Here is a 15,925-nt window from a genome sequence, read left to right on the forward strand (position 1 = left end):
TGTGGTGCCATCGATTCTACGTGCGGAGTGGGTTCCCGCCAATTTTGAGATGCACACGGTTGTTTTCTAAGGGGTTTGGCTGTTGCCGACCCCTTCATTTGGCCCGGTGCTCAAGTTGTAATTCAAGTCGTAATTCGATTGTTTTTCTCAATCACGAGGTACGGGGATGCAGGTTCAGGAACTGCTGCGGGCGCGGGCAACGCACACAGCGATCGAAGAAGAGAAGGCAGCGCTCAAGGGCGCTGACTTTCTCCCGGAAGACGCAGTCGCCAACTGCAGCACGTACCGCGCGGCCGTGTGGCTGGCCTGGGAAAACCGTCGGCACCGCGGCATGACGAAGAGCCGTCTCGCCGAGGTTTGCGATCTCTACGCGCCGCACGTGACGCACTTCGTCAATCCGTTGGCGCAAGACGGGAAGGGCAAGCGTCGTGCGGATCTGCCGGCGGAGAAGATCTCGGCATTTGAAGCAGCGGTCGGCAACCGCGCGGTGAGCCAGTGGCTCAGCCGCCGTGCACGCCTGACCATCATGGAAGAAATGATCGCCGCGAGGTCTTGATTAATGGATCAAGCCGAAGCGCTCGAGATCGCGCGCCAAGCGACCCGCACCGCGCTCGAAGAAGCGGGATGGAACAAGGAGAAGGCGCACGCAATCCTATTGCGGCGCTGTGTGTTGGAACCTCGCATCGACCGCGCCTTGAATATGGCCGGCCGGTTGATGCTCGATGCCGAGCAAGCGGAGAAACACTGATGAGCCCAGGCTTATCCGGAGATAGGATCTTGGACCAGCGCTGCCCACTCCTCGGCAATGGCGACTCGAACCTCGTGGGATTGTCCTCTCATCGCTTGGATCATGATGGGGCGTGCTCGATCGAAAATTTCCTGGCGTTGGGTTTGCAGCAGTGCACGTCGAATTTCGCAAACGACCGCTCGACGCACTTCGGCCTGTTTCTGCAGACATTTTATCTGCGTTTCCAGGGCGGAGATTCGTTCTTCCATGTTGCCGTCCTTCGTCTATCAGGATTGAGGTGGAGAGGCTGCATCCGGAGCGGCATTCTTCTCGGGCAGCATGCCGGGGAGGGTGAACTGGTACATCAGGAACAGCTTGGTGAAGATGGCTATGTCGGGCACTTCCTCGACCGGTGTTTCGGGAATTTCGTGTGTCGCCTCGTTTCCAAGGCTGCGGATTCGATGCGCGAAATTCGACATCGTTTCGGTCAACTTTCCGCTTTTCTGAAGTGCTCCGATTCGATTGTGAAGATTCCCAGTCAAGTTCGAGTCGACGACTTTGAGAGCGAGTTCCAGGGCCTTCCGGTACTGGCTTCCCGAGGGCTCGGCAAAACCGCCAAGGCGCATCTCTTCGGCCTGACGGAACGCGCGTTCCACGTTATCTGGAAGATGAGCTGGGACGTCAGGGACAGGAGGCCGTGGAGCCCAGCTACCGATCTTCAGCCCGACAATCAACTCAATTGCTCCATTCAGTTTTTCTACGGCGGTATCGATAAATCCGTACGGCAACTCAATGGTTGCAGTCACGCCTTTGTGACAAGCGTTGCAGGTGCCAAATGTTTCAACTGGCGTGTGATGTGGTTGCGACCTCGGTCTGTGGGGGACCGATGCGCGAACGGTGAAGGATGTGTTGTCCCGAAAACAGTGCGGACATTTGATAGCGAAGGTGGCCATGCTTCCCCGAAATGACATTGTAATTTTCGATGAACGGATCGGCGTTTACCTAGCGGGTCCGACTGCGGATGCCTGCCGCCGTTTATTCGAAGAATACCAGAGCACGGACCGAAAAGACGCGTTCGTCTTGGCGCTGATCGGGCGCTTGCTTTTGGCGGAAGCGACGAAGCCATGACAGCCGCGACTCCGGGATCCCAGTGGGTGGATCGATGCCACTTCGGCGACTGCCGCAACACCATGCACGCCATGATCGCTGACGGCGTGAAGGTGCAGACGATCGTGACAAGCCCGCCGTACTGGGGGCTGCGCGACTATGGCCTCGACGGCCAGATCGGGCATGAGCCGACCTTGCGCGAATTTATCGACACGCTGACCGAGGTATTCGATCTGTGCAGGCAGCTGCTCGCCGACGATGGCACCGCTTGGGTCAATATGGGGGACAGCTACGCTGGATCTTGGGGCGCGCAAGGGCGTAATGGGCACGCGGAGATGGCTAGCCGTTCCGTTGCCAGCGCGCGCCAGATCGCATCCGCGCTGCGGCGCGAAACCGGGACTGGGTCGCGGTGGCGGACGGAACTGAAACCGAAGGATCTGATGGGGCAGCCGTGGCGACTTGCGTTCGCTCTTCAAGACGCGGGCTGGTACCTGCGCCAGGACGTCATCTGGCACAAACCCAATCCCATGCCTGAGTCGGTGCGTGATCGTTGCACGAAAGCGCACGAGTATCTGTTCCTGCTTTCGAAAAGTGAAAAGTACTTCTATGACTTCGCCGCGATGCAGGAGCCTGTCACCGGCGGCTCGCATGCGCGTGGCACTGGCGTGAATCCAAAGGCTGCGCCGCGTGGCTGGGATACCGGGCCGGGCGCGCATCGCGAGTTGACCGGGCGCTACGGTGGTACCGGCGTCGGGTTTGGTCGCGGCTTCGACAAAGTCGCGAAACCCCGCGCTAAAAAAAACGCCTCGTTCTCTGCGGCCGTCGCGAATCTCGTTGACACCCGGAACCGTCGCAGCGTCTGGACCATACCGACTCAGTCGTTCGACGGGGCGCACTTTGCAACTTTTCCCGAGGCACTGGTCGAGCCGTGCGTGCTCGCCGGTAGCCGTCCCGGCGACATCGTCTTCGATCCTTTCTTTGGCAGCGGAACGACGGGCCAGGTCGCGCAGCGTCTCGGCCGTCGTTTCATTGGTTGCGAGCTGAATCCCGCGTATGAATCACTACAGCGCGACCGTCTACGGCAATCCGCGCTGCAACTCGAACAGGTGGCGGCGCTATGAGCAACCGGTCATTGACGGTCATGGGAGATCTCTTCCCGTGTCCCTCGACGTTCAAGCGTATCCGACCCAAGGCACCGGAGCATCCGGATTGGCGGCTTTCTGAGATCACGGAGCGTGTGGCACGTATGCGATGCGTGCACAGCGTCGATCTTCACGTGGCCATGGCCAAGGAGATTCGCGAACACATCGACGGATACCTGAAAGCGTTGGGAGCGTCGGACTGATGGGAATGCGTGAATACGGGAAGATCGGTCCGAAGTTTTGGATCGGTGAGACCGGCAAGAAACTGAAGGCAGCAGGCCCCATCGCGCAAGTCACGGCGATGTATCTGCTTACGTCTCCGCACGCCAACATGCTCGGCTTGTTTTATCAGCCTGTCTTGTATTTGGCGCACGAGACAGGTTTGGGCATGGAAGGGGCTTCGGAGGGGCTTCGAAGCTGCATCGAAGCCGGATTTTGCGACTACGACCCGGCCACCGAGATGGTTTGGGTCTACGAGATGGCGAAATATCAAGTCGGCGAGTCGTTGACGGCTGCCGACAAGCGGTCCGTCGGCGTTCAAAACGAATACAACGCGCTACCCGTAAATCCTTTTCTATCAAGGTTTTACGATCGATATGGTGCAGCTTTCCATATGTCGAAAAAGCGTGTTTTTGACGCTGCGTCATCTTCGAAAACTGAAGGGGCTACGAAGGCCCTTCCAAGCCCCTTGGAAGCCAGTAACAGTAGCAGTAGCAGTAACAGCAGCAGTAACAGTAAAAAAGATGAGGCTAACGCCTTTGTCGACTCCGACGCTGACGCGCCGGGTGTCGACCTGCTTGGCAATGTGCATAGGATCGGGAAGGTAACGCCACCGAGCGGGGAGTCCGACCAGCATGCATTGCCAGCCTGTCCGTTCAACGAGATCGTCGCGGCATACCACGAGCTCATGCCGGAGAACCCAAGGGTTAAGACGCTGAGCGAGGCACGCAAACGAACGATATCGGCTCGCTGGCGTGAAGCAGCGCGCCTGACCTGCCAGCCCTTTGGCTACGCGACGCGTGCCGATGGCATAGCGGCTTGGCGGAAGTTTTTCGAGGTGTGCGCCCGGTCCGACTTCCTGACCGGGAAGGGCAAACCTCGACCGAACATGCCGCCGTTTTTTGCGGACATCGATTTCCTGACGTCGCCTAGTGGCTTCACGAACTGCCTCGAAAACAAGTATCACCGTGAGGTGGCTGCATGAGTGCCGTCGACACCGAAGACCTCAAAGCGCCACCGCACAGCTTGGAGTCGGAGCAGTCCGTCATCGGTGCCTTGCTGACCGACAACCGGGCCTACGACGTGATCGGCGACAAGTTGCGCCCCGAGCATTTCTTCCGCGCCGACCATCGCGAGCTGTATCGGTGCATCGAGCGCCTGATCACGGCCGACCGAGGTGTCGATCCGACGACCCTATTCGAAGCGTTGCAGCACGCAGGGAAGGCGCAGGAGGCGGGCGGCCTGCCGTACATCATGGACCTGGCCCTTAACACGCCAGGTGCGGCGAACATCGCCCGATACGCCGAGATCGTGATCGATCGGGCAAAGCTGCGCGGCGTGATCGCGGTGGCGCGCGAGCTGATCGACGATGCATCCAACCCGCGCGGCAAGCCGGCGGCTGACGTCGTCGACGTCGCATCGGAGAAGCTGGAGAAGCTCGCTGAAACGGGCGATGCAGATGCGGGCCCGATGCTGATTCGAGACCAGTTGGCAGGCGTCATCGATGAGATGGACCAGCAGTATCACGGCAGCGTCGCTGCGGCCGAACCAACGGGTTTCATCGACCTCGACGCAAAGCTCAATGGCGGCTTGCGCGGTGGCGAGCTCGTCATCATCGCGGGGCGTCCGGCGATGGCGAAAACGACGCTCGCTATGTGCATCGCGGATCGGTTCGCACAGCGTGCCCCGGTTGTGGTGTTCTCGCTCGAGATGCCGAGCGATCAACTGCACAAGCGCGGCATCGCGCGCGAAGGCGGCATCCCGCTGCCGCGCGTGATGGACGGCAAAAAGATGCACGACGACGATTGGCCGCGCCTGACATACGCCGTGCAGAAACTGAGCGAACGGCAGTTGTGGGTCGATGACCAGCCGGCGCTTACGCTGCTGCAGATTCGCAATCGCGCGCGGAAAGTAAAGCGCGTAGCCGGCGGCTTGGGCCTGATCGTCGTCGACTACCTCGGGCTGATGGAAGGCGGCGAGAAGACCGACAACCGTACGCAGAAGATCGGCTCCTATTCGCGTGGCCTGAAGGAGCTGGCCAAGCAACTCGGCGTTCCTGTGATCGCGCTGTCCCAGCTGTCGCGAAAGGTCGAAGAGCGCCCGAACAAGCGCCCGCTGGTTTCCGACCTGCGCGACAGCGGCGAAATCGAGCAGGACGCGGACATCATCCTGATGCTCTACCGCGACGAGATCTATAACCCCGACACGATGGACAAGGGGATCGCCGAACTGATCATCGGCAAGCAGCGCAACGGGGAGACCGGACGCGTCGCGCTTTGTTTCGCGGGCGAGTACTCCCGATTTACCGACATGGCGCCGGGCCACACCTTCGGCCGCCAAGTACAGGCATCCCGACAACGGAAAGGATTCGACGAATGAACGACATGGCGATCGAACTGGACGAGCCGCAGATTGACGAGAGCGCCGGCGGCGCGCGCACGATTCTGGCGCTTGATCTCGGCACGAACTGCGGCTGGGCTTTGCGGGACGGCAACGGTGTGATCACGGGCGGTACCGCGAATTTCTCGGCGTCGTCGACCGATCGCAGCGGGCAGCGCTGGCTGAAGTTTGCCGCGCACCTGTCGCGCCTGAAGCAGCAGGCAGGGGAAATCCACGCGGTGTACTACGAGGACGTCAAAAATCACACGGCCACCCAGGCGGCACACGTTTATGGCGCGTTCGAAGCTCAGGTGCAGATCTTCTGCGACATCAACCGGATCCGGCTGTACGGCGTCGGCGTGGGCACGGTGAAAAAGCACTGGACCGGGAAGGGCAACGCGAAGAAGGAGGAGATGGTCCTTGCCGCGCGCGCCAAGGGCTTCCGGCCGGTAGACGACAACCACGCCGATGCACTGGCCATTCTCGACTATGCGATTACCAAGGAGCGCGATTGATGGGCCGACCATACATTCAACGCCGCACGCCGCCGAAGGGCATGAGCAGCTTCGAGGCGATCTCCCGCGTTCGCGCGCTGTCAACCCAGCTCGACCAAGCAGAGGTTGACGAGCTGGATGCGCCCGCGCTCGCTGCAGTGGAGATGATCGCCCAGGGCATGGGCACCAGGGAGCATTGGGACGTTATGAGCCGGGCGATCAATCAAGCGTGGACGCTCGCGTGCAACGACATCGGCAGCCAGGCCAAGCCGACGATCCAAGCTGCGAGCTATGCGTTGGGCGTCATGTCCAAGCGCTACGAGCGGACCGGCCGCTTGATCTTCGATGGCAATACGCTGCGCCTGGTTCGCGAGACGTTGGCCGTTCGTGCTGACCAGCTTCGCCTGGCGACGGTCGGCGAGGTGATGGAGGCGTCTCGAATGGTCGAGCGCTATTACGACGAGGTGAGGATATGACGGTCAAATGCAAACCAGGCGAACTGGCAATCGTTACCAAAAATCCGGGGACTCTCGGCTGTACCTGCATGGATTGCGCCGTTTCCCGTGCCATGGTCGGCAAGATAGTTCGGGTCGGCAAACTGATCGAGCCGACAGTGTGGCTGTTGACCGAGAAACTGCGCGTCGAAGCGATGATGACGGAGACCCTCGGCGCGAGGGTCACGGTCGACGCGATCGACGACGACTTGCTTACGCCCATCCGCGGCGAGCCCGAGGGCGAGAGCACCGACACGCCGATCGGCCACCGTATCCCGGACACCGTTCACTGATGGCGATACACCGCGAGTTCACGCTAACCGGCCCGGACGTCTGGGCCCGGGTCGTCGACACGGTCCGTCCCAATGCCGCGCCGGCGATTGAGCGCGGCAAGCCGCTGCATGTGATCGTCACTTCCTACGACGCCGACCGCCACGACAGCCAGATCGCGCTGTACTGGGGCGTCATCCTCAAGCGCATCGCCGAAGACATCCCGGACGACGACGGGGAGTTCCGGCCGGCGCCGTACTGGCACGAACGGCTCGCGTTGGAATTCCTCGGCATGAACGAGTGGGTCAATCCGCGGACCAACCGGATCAACCGGCGCCGCCGGTCCACCGCCCGCGGCGAGATATCGGTCGGCGACATGGCGAAGTACTTGAACCAGCTGCAGGCCTGGGGCGCTGAGCGGGGGATCGTATGGGATTGAATGAAACAGATGTCAGAGGCGCTGGAGGAACGATGCTTACCGGTGATACGCGATACAGACTGAGTTGGCGTCGGAAGATGGTGCTTCAGGTAGCTGAGTGGAAATTGTTCTATCCGTTCCGCGAATATGGCCGTTTATGGCGGGACGCGACCTACCGGGATGTCATTGATCTGGCTGAAGGGAAGGTCACCTTAGACAGGCCAATTTACCCGCCTATGCCTGCCCCGTACGTCCGCAGCGCTGAGGTGGGTAAGTGACAGACGATGGTGAACGTCTATGGGAGAAAGGCGACCCGCTCGTTATCCTGATCCGGCGCGAGGAGAAGACCTGCGCCGGATGCGTGTCGTTGATCACCACCAGGTTGTTTGGAGAGAACGCGGCGGCGTGCCGGCGCCGTCGCCGCAAGGCGCAGATGAGCGTCAAGAAGACCCGGCGATGCGACAGTTACATTGAGGAGAAGCGATAGATGGATGCGATTTTCGAGAGCGTGGAGCAGGCGCTGCATGTGAGCTTCATGGTCATATCGCTGCCGTCGCGTCAGAAGAACACGTTTCGCTTGGCGCTGATCCAGGCGCTCGAGCAGGTGGGTGACCTGACTGCGCGTCAAGAAGCGACGCTCGAGTATCTGCGCGGCACCCGCACCGAGAGCACGATTAATTTCGAGGGGTTGACGGGTGACGAGGTGCGCGGCCAATGCGCTATGGTGATCGCGGCCGTCAAGGACCAACTGCCGCAGGACGAGCGGAACGCTATCTGGATCCGCTACGCGCGCGGCATCCCGGCGCGGCCGCCCAAGGCCGGCCAATCTGCATCGCCGGGAGTGCCGCCGTCGGCCGAGTGGAAGCGGGGTGTGTTCGAGATGGCCTCGAAGCTGCGCTCGGACGTTGGTACCGCCGTGACCGATCGGAATACGATCATGGCGCTGATCGCCGGCCATGCATTCCCTCAGCAGCGAGAGGCGGAATTTTCTTACGCGTCTATCGCGCGCGAGAGCGGGTACGCGGTACGGACGTTGGAACGCACGGCATTCAAGGTCCGCAAACGCTTGCGGGAACTGGAACAAAACGCGGTACAGCGCCTCACGCCAATGTTCCAGCGAGACGGCGTTGTTTTCTCAGAAGAATTGCAGCCCGTCTTGTGAAAAAGCAGTTGTAAACTTGGCGGGCAAGGTGTACATTTTCACCAGATTCGAGAAGTGCCCTCAAGAAAGCCCTGCTGACCAACGTCGCGGGGCTTTTGTATTTACGCAACACTTTATTCGAGTAGCGGGGTGCGTCTGGCTCATAATCGCCATTCCAATATTTTTAAGCGGGTGGCGACGATGGTTTCATACGATCAGGTAGTCCAGGCATTTCGAGACAGCCCGAGTACGAAGAGGGATTCGAAGCATGATTTGCGTTTTCAGCTGTATACGTTGATAGAGCAATTGACTAGTGCGATGAGTTGCCCTCCCGGTGTGCTTGAAATCAGCGAAGGGCGGAATGGGATTGAGGTAACGAGTAACGGGAGCGTTCATGCTGCATTCGCTCTAAGCATGGGCGTCGGGGGTATGAAGCTATCCGTTGCGTTCGATGCCCGCCGAATTAAAACTGCGGCTCGTGACGGATACGATTCCTGGGAGGTCGAGTTGAACAACCAAACTGTCCAGCAAGATGCGAGGAAGTTGAACGACCCGGTGGTGCTCGAGTGTCTTGCACATGCCTTTCTCGATACCGCTGAGTCAATCTGCGACGAGGATTAGAAACATTTTGCGATTCTTCGGTGGGTCGGCAGACGGCAAGGAAATCTGTGTGTCCGATGGTGCGCTCGTCTTCCGCGTCGAGACGAACGACGAATTCGGCGACTCGCCGGAATATACGACTTACCGGATTCACCGGCATGAGCGAGCGGACGGCAGCCTCGTCGACGTCATGATCGCCGGCCAGGTCTCGGATCAATGGATCCGGCGCGCGATGGGGTGAGATAGGTGGATGCCGCGATGAAACTCAGCTCATGCCCGTTTTGTGAGGGACCCCCGGTACCTGTTCGTGTTCGCGGCGTTGGCGGCGGCGAGTTTCCGGACGAGGAAATGGCTGGCCCCGGTGGGCTCTACGCCGAGGCGTTTGTCTTCTGCCACGAGTGCGGCGCGCAAGGACCGTCCGTCGATGACATTGTGCATGACCGTGCCGGCTGCAACGCACTGGAACGACAAGCAATCGACCTCTGGCAGCTGCGCGACGGTAGGCATCGGGATTTGTACGACCGACCAACGCTTGGAGCGACCGAATGACCTGCCCCAGCTGGGTAAGCGCTGGGGCTTTCTGCACCGGGGTAGCTTCAGTTGGTTCAGAGCGTGGGGCATAGCCTTAAATGGCGAACCCCAAGGTCGCTGGTTCGAATCCAGCCCCCGGTGCAGAGAGTGAATGAGCAGGCTGATGCTCAGATGAGACGGCAGCGAACGTTGAGCCGGGACTCGCCGGCCCGGAAGACCCAGCCCCCTTCGTCGCAGGCTCTTTGTGGTTCGTGGCTGAACTGGGCCGCGGCAAGCCGGAGATCAGCGCCGGCCACTCTCCAAAAGCAGGCTGTACGGAGCAGCAGACAAGCGACTCGGGATGCGTTTCGCCGAAGAGTTAGGCGGTCGAATATGTCCGTAACTGGGTGCGAATCCCGGTGCCAATTTGAAGCCCCGCCGGTTCCTCGTGCGGGGCTTTGTCGTTTCTGGGCCTTCAGCGAAATCGCAGACTGCCGGCGTGGCCGGGTGATCGCGTCCTATTCGGGCGACGGGTTGGCGATTTCGCTGAGTGTCCGCATCAGGCTGCAAGACCGTAAGACAAAGGCCTGTCTACCGCCTGAGGGCGATCTACAGGAGCAGAGCATGTCCGTCGCCAGCAAAATGCAGTGCCACAGCAATGAATCCCACCCGCAGCAGAACGATCTGGAACAACCGCATCTTGCGCAGATTCGACTTGGCGCGGTGTGGGAGGGCTCCACCGAGGCGCAGCGCGCCAGCGAGAACGCGATCTTCGGTCACTGGACGCCGAACGGCTCCGTCGATCTGACGATCCGCAATCCTGACGCGGCCGCCTTCTTCGAGCCGGGCAAGAAGTACTACGTGACCTTCACGGAAGCGCCCGACTGATACCTGTACCGACCCCGTTAAACGCCCGCCCCGTACGGCGGGCGTTCTTTTTATTCCCCCTCTGGAGAAGAGCATGACCTGGAAAGTCGCTTTGATTGCTGCGCTGGCCGTCGCCGGCACCGATGGTGTTGTCCCGACCGCCGCGCTGCCGGATGGCGTGGAGCAGGGCAAGACGCGATTCACGATCCTGGACTCGACCGGCGCCGTGGTGCAGACGCAGGACGTCGACGGCCTGGAAGCCGAATTCACGGGCGTGGCCGACGGCACGTTCGACGCCACCGCCCAGTTCCTGGATTCGACCGGTGCGTTGCTCGGTGACGCGGTGAAGACGTCGTTCGTCGATGGTCAGCCGGTCACGCCGCCGGCTGCCGCCACCTACACCCCGCTGGCCAGTTTGACGGCCACCGTCACCGCGGAGTAAGCGGCGATGGCTAACGGAACGTATGTGCCGTTGGCTTCGATCTCGGGCGCCGTCATCCGCGCGGCGCCCGACTGTAGCGAGGAGCTGTGGCAGCGCTTGCGCCGGTATGAGGTACACCACGACGCCGAGATCTGCCGGCTCTGGGCACGGCTGCAGGAAGACGAAGCGCTGCGAGAAGCTGAGGTGCGCTTGGTCTATCTGCGGGTGATGTGGCAGCGGCTTGCTGATTTCGGCGCCACCGAGGATGCTGAAGTGCGGCGCCTCTGGCGCTTGTTCAACTGAAGGACGGCCGTCGCTCCCGCGGCGGCCTGAGGAAACATGATGGCGCAGGAACAGAAAGCCGCGCCGGATTGGGAGCGCATTGAGGCCGACTACCGGGCTGGCTTGTTGTCGGTCCGGGAGATCGCCGCCTCGCAAGGCGTTTCGCACGTCGCGATAGCCAAGCGCGCTAAGCGAGATGGATGGACGCGGGACCTTGGGGCGAAGATCCGCGCGAAGGCCGAATCGCTGGTTACCAGCAGCGTGGTTACCACGCCGGTTACCACCCCGCAAGCGGTAACCGACAAGCAGATCATTGCCGACAATGCGCTGGCAATGGCGAACGTTCTCCTTACGCAGCGCAAGGATGTTGGACGCGCGCGTAGGTTGGCGATGCAGCTACTGGAGGAGGTCGAAACCCTCACCGGTAAGCAAGAGCTGTTGGGGCAGTTGGAAGAAATATTGCGGGGCGAGGACGAGTCGTCGCCTGATCGGCGTCGAGAGGTCTACGGAAAGGTACTGTCGGTGCCCAGCCGGATCGACAGCATGAAAAAGCTGGCCGAGACGCTTCGCATCTTGGTGACGCTGGAGCGAGAGGTGTTCGGGATGGTGGACCCTGGCGACGGTCCGCCGCCACCTCCGCCGCCAAACCCGGCGCAGTTTATCCAGAACACGACGGTGGTTATTCAAGATGCAGTCGCCGCAACCGTCCGAAAGCTCGAACTCGACTATTAGTGTTGAGGAGCTGGAACGGCTGGTAATTCGGGAGCTTTGCGAGTCAGACCATCTGTTTTTCTCCCGGTATTTCTTCAAGCACCGGCAGGGGAACAAGTTTCTCCGGAATTGGCACCATCGGTCGATCTGCGACGTCGTGCAGCGCGTAATCGACGGCACGACGAAGAACGTCGTAATCAATGTGCCGCCGGGCTCGTCCAAGACCGAGTTGGTCGCGGTCAACCTGATGGCGCGCGGACTGGCGCTCAACCCGCGTGCGCGCTTTCTGCACATCTCGTATTCGGACGATTTGGCGCTACTCAACTCCGAGGCGGCGCGCGAGATCGTGGCGTCGTACGAATACCAGTCGCTCTGGCCGCTGTCTATCGCAGCTGACTCGAAGTCGAAGAAGCGCTGGAACGTGATGCTGGACGGCAAGCGTGCCGGCGGTGTCTATGCCGTGTCCCTCGGCGGCCAGATCACCGGTTTCCGGGCCGGTCACATGGCGCCAGGGTGGCAAGGCGCGATCATCATCGATGACCCGCTCAAGGTCGAGGACGCATATAGCAAGGCGAATCGTGACAAGGCGAACCGCAAATTGGTTTCGACGGTCAAGAGCCGGAAAGCGAACCCGGACACGCCGATCATCGTGATCATGCAGCGCTTGGCCGAGGAAGACCCGACGGGCTTTATCAAGGCCGGGAAGGTACCGGGCGATTGGGAATTCATCGAGATTCCGGCGCTGATCGACGACGATTACGTTGCGCGGCTTCCGGAGCACATCCGCGAGAATGTCGAGGTAGGCGAGAAGGACGAGGACGGCCGGTTCAGCTACTGGCCGTACAAGGAGCCGCTGCAAGACCTGCTGGCATTGGAAGTCGCTGACAAGTACGTGTTCAGCGGCCAATACATGCAGCGGCCGAACCCGCTGGGCGGCGGCATCATCAAGCCGGCGAAGTTCACCCGCTACGCAATCTTGCCGAAGCTGAAATATCGGAAGATCTACGCGGACACGGCACAGAAGACGGCAGAGCGGAACGACTACAGCGTTTTTCAATGCTGGGGTATGGGCCAGGACAACCGGATCTATCTGATCGACCTCATCCGCGGGAAGTGGGAAGCGCCGGAGCTGAAGCGTAAAGCGATCGACTTTTGGAACAAGCATCTCGCCATCGGTGTCGGCGACCCGGACGCGCCTGCGCTGCGCCAGATGCGCGTCGAAGACAAGGCGAGCGGGACAGGCCTGATCCAGGACATCAAATCGGGCGGCCGCGTGCCGATCGAGGGCATTGAACGGAACAAGGACAAGCTCACCCGGGTAATGGACGGCGTGCCGCAGATCGACGCTGGAAACGTGTGCATCCCGGAGGAGGCGCCTTGGGTGAGCGACTTTACCCAAGAGTGCGAGGCGTTCATGCCCGACGACACGCACGCTCATGACGATCAGATCGATCCGATGCTGGATGCGATCGCGGACATGCTCGGCGGCGCGCAGCCGATCAAAGTCACCACCGACGCACTGAAACAATTCGCCAGACTGGGCACGACTCGATGACTCGCAAGCAAAGAAAATCCGAATGGTTGGCCGCGCGGCGCGTCACGCCGACGGTCCAGCCTCGGAAAGCTGCGCCTGCGGTCAAGGTCACGGTTGAGGCGTTGCTTCGTGCTCGCGCGAAGGAAACGGCAGCCGAATACGCCACGCCGATCGACGTCTTCGCGCCGTATGTACCCATGAAGGGTGTGTTGCCGAGCGACCGCACCGCGCCGAAGATCGCGATGGATGCCGGCTTCGACGCTCGCGCCGCTGCCGGCATGGGCGTCATCGAGGACGTCAGCTCGGCGTTCGGTAACGGCTACGCGTTTCCTGGTTTCGCGACGCTGGCCAACTGGGCGCAGATCCCGGAGTTTCGTCGGCCCGCCGAGGTCTACGCGCGCGAAATGACGCGCAAGTGGATCAAGATCCAGGCGTCTGGCGAAGTCGACAAGACGCAGAAGATCAAGCGCATCGAGGCTGAATTCAAGCGGCTGAACGTGCAGGCAGTTTTCCGCGAAGCGATCCAGCAAGACGGGCAGTTTGGACGCTCGCAGATCTTCATCGATACGGGCGCACCGATCGCCAAGCAAAACAGCGGCGAGCTCAAGATGGAACTCGTCGAGTCGGCGGCGAAGGTCGGCAAGGGCTCCATACAGCGCCTGACGGTCGTCGAGCCGATCTGGAGCTACCCGAACCGGTACAACGCCGACAATCCGCTCGATCCGACGTTTTACAAGCCGACGAGCTGGTTCGTAATGGGCACCGAGGTGCATTCCAGCCGTCTGCTGACCATCATCACGCGCGATGTGCCGGATATCCTGAAGCCGGCGTACGCGTTCTCCGGGCTGTCGCTGGCCCAGATGATGAAGCCGTACGTCGACAACTGGTTGCGTACGCGCCAGTCGGTCTCCGACCTGGTGCATGCGTTCACGGTCTGGACGCTCAAGACCGACATGTCGCAGATCATGACGCCGGACGGGCTGACGGAGTTCTTCAACCGGCTCCAGATGTTCAACTTGGCCCGTGACAATCACGGCGTCAACGCGATCAACAAGGATTCCGAGGATTTCGATAATATCTCGGTCCCGCTCGGTGGCTTGGACAAGCTGCAGGCGCAGTCGCAAGAGCAGCAGTGCGCGCCGTCAGGCTTGCCGCTGGTCTACCTGACCGGCATCACGCCGGCCGGGCTGAATGCGTCGAGCGAAGGCGAAATCGAGGTGTTTCAAGACACCGCCTCCGCGAACCAGGAGATCTACACGCCCGCCGTGTCGAAAATCCTGAATTTGGTGCAGTTATCGCTGTTCGGGGAGATCGATCCAGATATCGGCTTCATCTGGAACCCGATGCGAGTGGTCAGCGAGGTCGAGCAGGCAACGATTCGAAAGACGAATGCCGAGACGGATCAGGTGCTGATCGAAGCGGCCGTGTTGCTGCCGGAAGAGTCGCGTAAGCGTATCGCCAACGAGGAGGATTCGCCGTACAGCGGGCTGGATCTCACTCAGGAACTGCCGGAACCGGTCACGAGCGGTGGCGAGCCTGGGCCGAACGAAGAAGGCCTGGACCCGTACGAGAATGAGCCGCAGGCGGAGAGCTCCCATGAAGCTGCGCTCGCCGACTAAGAAAGCGATCGTCCTGCCGGCGTTGCACCCCAATGCGGGATTGCGCGCCGCGTATCAAAAGCAGTTGGACCGGCTGATCGACGAGATGCACGTCAGCCTGCTGTATTGGCTGAAAGCGTCCTATCGCGCCAATGCGCCCGAGATCGCGCAGGATGCCAGTCCGGCCATGGCGCTGCGCCAAGCGGTGCAACGGCTGTCGAGCCGGTGGCAGAAGCGGTTCGACGATGCGGCGCCGGAATTGGCGAAGTACTTCACGAAGCGCGCGGCCAGCACCACAGACGCGGCCCTAAAGGGTGCGCTGAAGAAAGCCGGGTTCACGGTCGAGTTCTCGATGACGAAAGTCACGAACGACGTGATGCAGGCGACCATTGGCGAGCAGATCGGCCTGATCAAATCAATCGCATCGAAGCACCTGGCCGACGTCCAGGGCATGGTGATGCGTAGCGTCAGCGCGGGCCGCGATCTGGGCACGCTGACCCAGGAACTCGAGCAGCGTTACGCAATCACCAAGCGCCGCGCAGCGTTCATCGCGCTCGATCAAAACAACAAGGCGACCGCGAGCATGATGCGGGTGCGCCAGGAAGCGCTGGGTCTAGACGAGGCAAAGTGGCTGCACAGCCACGGCGGGAAGCATCCGCGGAAGTCCCACCTAGCGGTTGATGGGAAGCGCTACAACGTCAAGAAAGGGATGTACATCGACGGCGAGTACGTCTGGCCGGGGCAGAAACCCGGTTGCAGGTGCATCAGCCAGTGCGTTATTCCGGGGATCGACGAATGATGTCGTTGTGCGGCATGTCCGGGCTGAACTGGTCGAGGATGTCGTGTTCCTCGGGCATCACCGGGTACAGCTTTTCGTGCCACCGAATCAGCATCGCGACGTTCTCGGGCGTGTGGCCGTAAAGCTTTGCGATGGTGACGGCCGTCGCGCCTTCGTCGCGCATCGACCGCATCGTGTGTGCGCGGCACAGCGCCTCGTATCGCCCGGGAATG

General features: G+C 61.0%; 22 protein-coding genes and 1 tRNA gene. 20 read left to right on the forward strand and 3 right to left on the reverse strand.

Annotated elements, in window-relative coordinates; all coding sequences use genetic code 11:
• The first annotated feature begins 166 nt into the window (after positions 1-166).
• Positions 167-556, forward strand: a complete 390-nt coding sequence (locus ABEG21_RS26340) for an XRE family transcriptional regulator (RefSeq protein WP_347558543.1) — start codon at positions 167-169, stop codon at positions 554-556.
• Between the two features lie 3 nt (positions 557-559).
• Complete coding sequence (locus ABEG21_RS26345) at positions 560-748, forward strand: hypothetical protein (RefSeq protein WP_347558544.1); 189 nt, start codon at positions 560-562, stop codon at positions 746-748.
• An 11-nt stretch (positions 749-759) separates the two neighbouring features.
• Here the strand turns inward: ABEG21_RS26345 and ABEG21_RS26350 are convergent, their stop codons facing one another.
• The gene (locus ABEG21_RS26350; protein WP_347558545.1) at positions 760-996 is read right to left on the reverse strand and encodes a hypothetical protein; all 237 of its coding nucleotides are present in this window, start codon (positions 994-996) and stop codon (positions 760-762) included.
• Positions 997-1,014: 18 nt separating this feature from the next.
• Positions 1,015-1,533: a DUF4145 domain-containing protein gene (locus ABEG21_RS26355; RefSeq protein ID WP_347558546.1), complete on the reverse strand. Its 519-nt coding sequence runs from the start codon at positions 1,531-1,533 to the stop codon at positions 1,015-1,017.
• Between the two features lie 318 nt (positions 1,534-1,851).
• Here ABEG21_RS26355 and ABEG21_RS26360 point away from each other — a divergent pair, with 318 nt between their 5' ends.
• From ABEG21_RS26360 to ABEG21_RS26445, 18 genes are all read left to right on the forward strand, one after another.
• On the forward strand, positions 1,852-2,955 hold the full coding sequence (locus ABEG21_RS26360) for a site-specific DNA-methyltransferase (RefSeq protein ID WP_347558547.1): 1,104 nt from the start codon (positions 1,852-1,854) through the stop codon (positions 2,953-2,955).
• Between the two features lie 223 nt (positions 2,956-3,178).
• The gene (locus ABEG21_RS26365) at positions 3,179-4,180 is read left to right on the forward strand and encodes a hypothetical protein (RefSeq protein WP_347558548.1); all 1,002 of its coding nucleotides are present in this window, start codon (positions 3,179-3,181) and stop codon (positions 4,178-4,180) included.
• Complete coding sequence (dnaB, locus tag ABEG21_RS26370) at positions 4,177-5,574, forward strand: replicative DNA helicase (protein ID WP_347558549.1); 1,398 nt, start codon at positions 4,177-4,179, stop codon at positions 5,572-5,574. Before ABEG21_RS26365 ends, dnaB begins: the two co-directional genes overlap by 4 nt.
• The gene (locus tag ABEG21_RS26375; protein ID WP_347558550.1) at positions 5,571-6,089 is read left to right on the forward strand and encodes a polynucleotidyl transferase; all 519 of its coding nucleotides are present in this window, start codon (positions 5,571-5,573) and stop codon (positions 6,087-6,089) included. The genes dnaB and ABEG21_RS26375 overlap by 4 nt, the downstream gene beginning before the upstream one ends.
• Positions 6,089-6,544 carry a hypothetical protein gene (locus tag ABEG21_RS26380; RefSeq protein ID WP_347558551.1) on the forward strand — a complete coding sequence of 152 codons (456 nt, stop codon included), beginning with the start codon at positions 6,089-6,091 and terminating at the stop codon, positions 6,542-6,544. Before ABEG21_RS26375 ends, ABEG21_RS26380 begins: the two co-directional genes overlap by 1 nt.
• Positions 6,541-6,855 (forward strand): hypothetical protein, encoded by a 315-nt coding sequence (locus ABEG21_RS26385; protein WP_347558552.1) that lies wholly within the window; start codon positions 6,541-6,543, stop codon positions 6,853-6,855. Before ABEG21_RS26380 ends, ABEG21_RS26385 begins: the two co-directional genes overlap by 4 nt.
• Positions 6,855-7,271 (forward strand): hypothetical protein, encoded by a 417-nt coding sequence (locus tag ABEG21_RS26390; protein ID WP_347558553.1) that lies wholly within the window; start codon positions 6,855-6,857, stop codon positions 7,269-7,271. The genes ABEG21_RS26385 and ABEG21_RS26390 overlap by 1 nt, the downstream gene beginning before the upstream one ends.
• A gap of 466 nt (positions 7,272-7,737) precedes the next feature.
• Positions 7,738-8,412 (forward strand): hypothetical protein, encoded by a 675-nt coding sequence (locus tag ABEG21_RS26395; protein WP_347558554.1) that lies wholly within the window; start codon positions 7,738-7,740, stop codon positions 8,410-8,412.
• Between the two features lie 649 nt (positions 8,413-9,061).
• A complete protein-coding gene (locus ABEG21_RS26400) occupies positions 9,062-9,232 on the forward strand; it encodes a hypothetical protein (protein WP_347558555.1) in 171 nt (56 codons plus the stop codon).
• A 17-nt stretch (positions 9,233-9,249) separates the two neighbouring features.
• Positions 9,250-9,540, forward strand: a complete 291-nt coding sequence (locus ABEG21_RS26405) for a Lar family restriction alleviation protein (RefSeq protein ID WP_347558556.1) — start codon at positions 9,250-9,252, stop codon at positions 9,538-9,540.
• Between the two features lie 35 nt (positions 9,541-9,575).
• Positions 9,576-9,663 (forward strand) — tRNA-OTHER (locus ABEG21_RS26410).
• 462 nt (positions 9,664-10,125) lie between these two features.
• Positions 10,126-10,389 (forward strand): hypothetical protein, encoded by a 264-nt coding sequence (locus ABEG21_RS26415; RefSeq protein ID WP_347558557.1) that lies wholly within the window; start codon positions 10,126-10,128, stop codon positions 10,387-10,389.
• Between the two features lie 73 nt (positions 10,390-10,462).
• Positions 10,463-10,810, forward strand: coding sequence for a hypothetical protein (locus ABEG21_RS26420; protein ID WP_347558558.1), 348 nt, complete (start codon positions 10,463-10,465; stop codon positions 10,808-10,810).
• 6 nt (positions 10,811-10,816) lie between these two features.
• Entirely contained in the window at positions 10,817-11,092 is a 276-nt protein-coding gene (locus ABEG21_RS26425) for a hypothetical protein (protein ID WP_347558559.1), read from the forward strand.
• A 36-nt stretch (positions 11,093-11,128) separates the two neighbouring features.
• Positions 11,129-11,803, forward strand: a complete 675-nt coding sequence (locus tag ABEG21_RS26430) for a hypothetical protein (RefSeq protein WP_347558560.1) — start codon at positions 11,129-11,131, stop codon at positions 11,801-11,803.
• Positions 11,760-13,337, forward strand: coding sequence for a phage terminase large subunit (gene terL / locus ABEG21_RS26435; protein WP_347558561.1), 1,578 nt, complete (start codon positions 11,760-11,762; stop codon positions 13,335-13,337). Before ABEG21_RS26430 ends, terL begins: the two co-directional genes overlap by 44 nt.
• 221 nt (positions 13,338-13,558) lie before the next feature.
• Entirely contained in the window at positions 13,559-14,935 is a 1,377-nt protein-coding gene (locus ABEG21_RS26440; protein ID WP_347558562.1) for a DUF1073 domain-containing protein, read from the forward strand.
• Positions 14,889-15,713, forward strand: coding sequence for a phage minor head protein (locus ABEG21_RS26445; protein WP_347558563.1), 825 nt, complete (start codon positions 14,889-14,891; stop codon positions 15,711-15,713). Before ABEG21_RS26440 ends, ABEG21_RS26445 begins: the two co-directional genes overlap by 47 nt.
• On the opposite strand, the gene ABEG21_RS26450 is transcribed toward ABEG21_RS26445, so the two are convergent.
• Positions 15,691-15,876, reverse strand: a complete 186-nt coding sequence (locus ABEG21_RS26450; RefSeq protein WP_347558564.1) for a hypothetical protein — start codon at positions 15,874-15,876, stop codon at positions 15,691-15,693. The genes ABEG21_RS26445 and ABEG21_RS26450 overlap by 23 nt on opposite strands.
• Between the last annotated feature and the right edge of the window lie 49 nt (positions 15,877-15,925).

Source organism: Robbsia sp. KACC 23696, from assembly GCF_039852015.1.
Taxonomy (GTDB): Bacteria; Pseudomonadota; Gammaproteobacteria; order Burkholderiales; family Burkholderiaceae; genus Robbsia.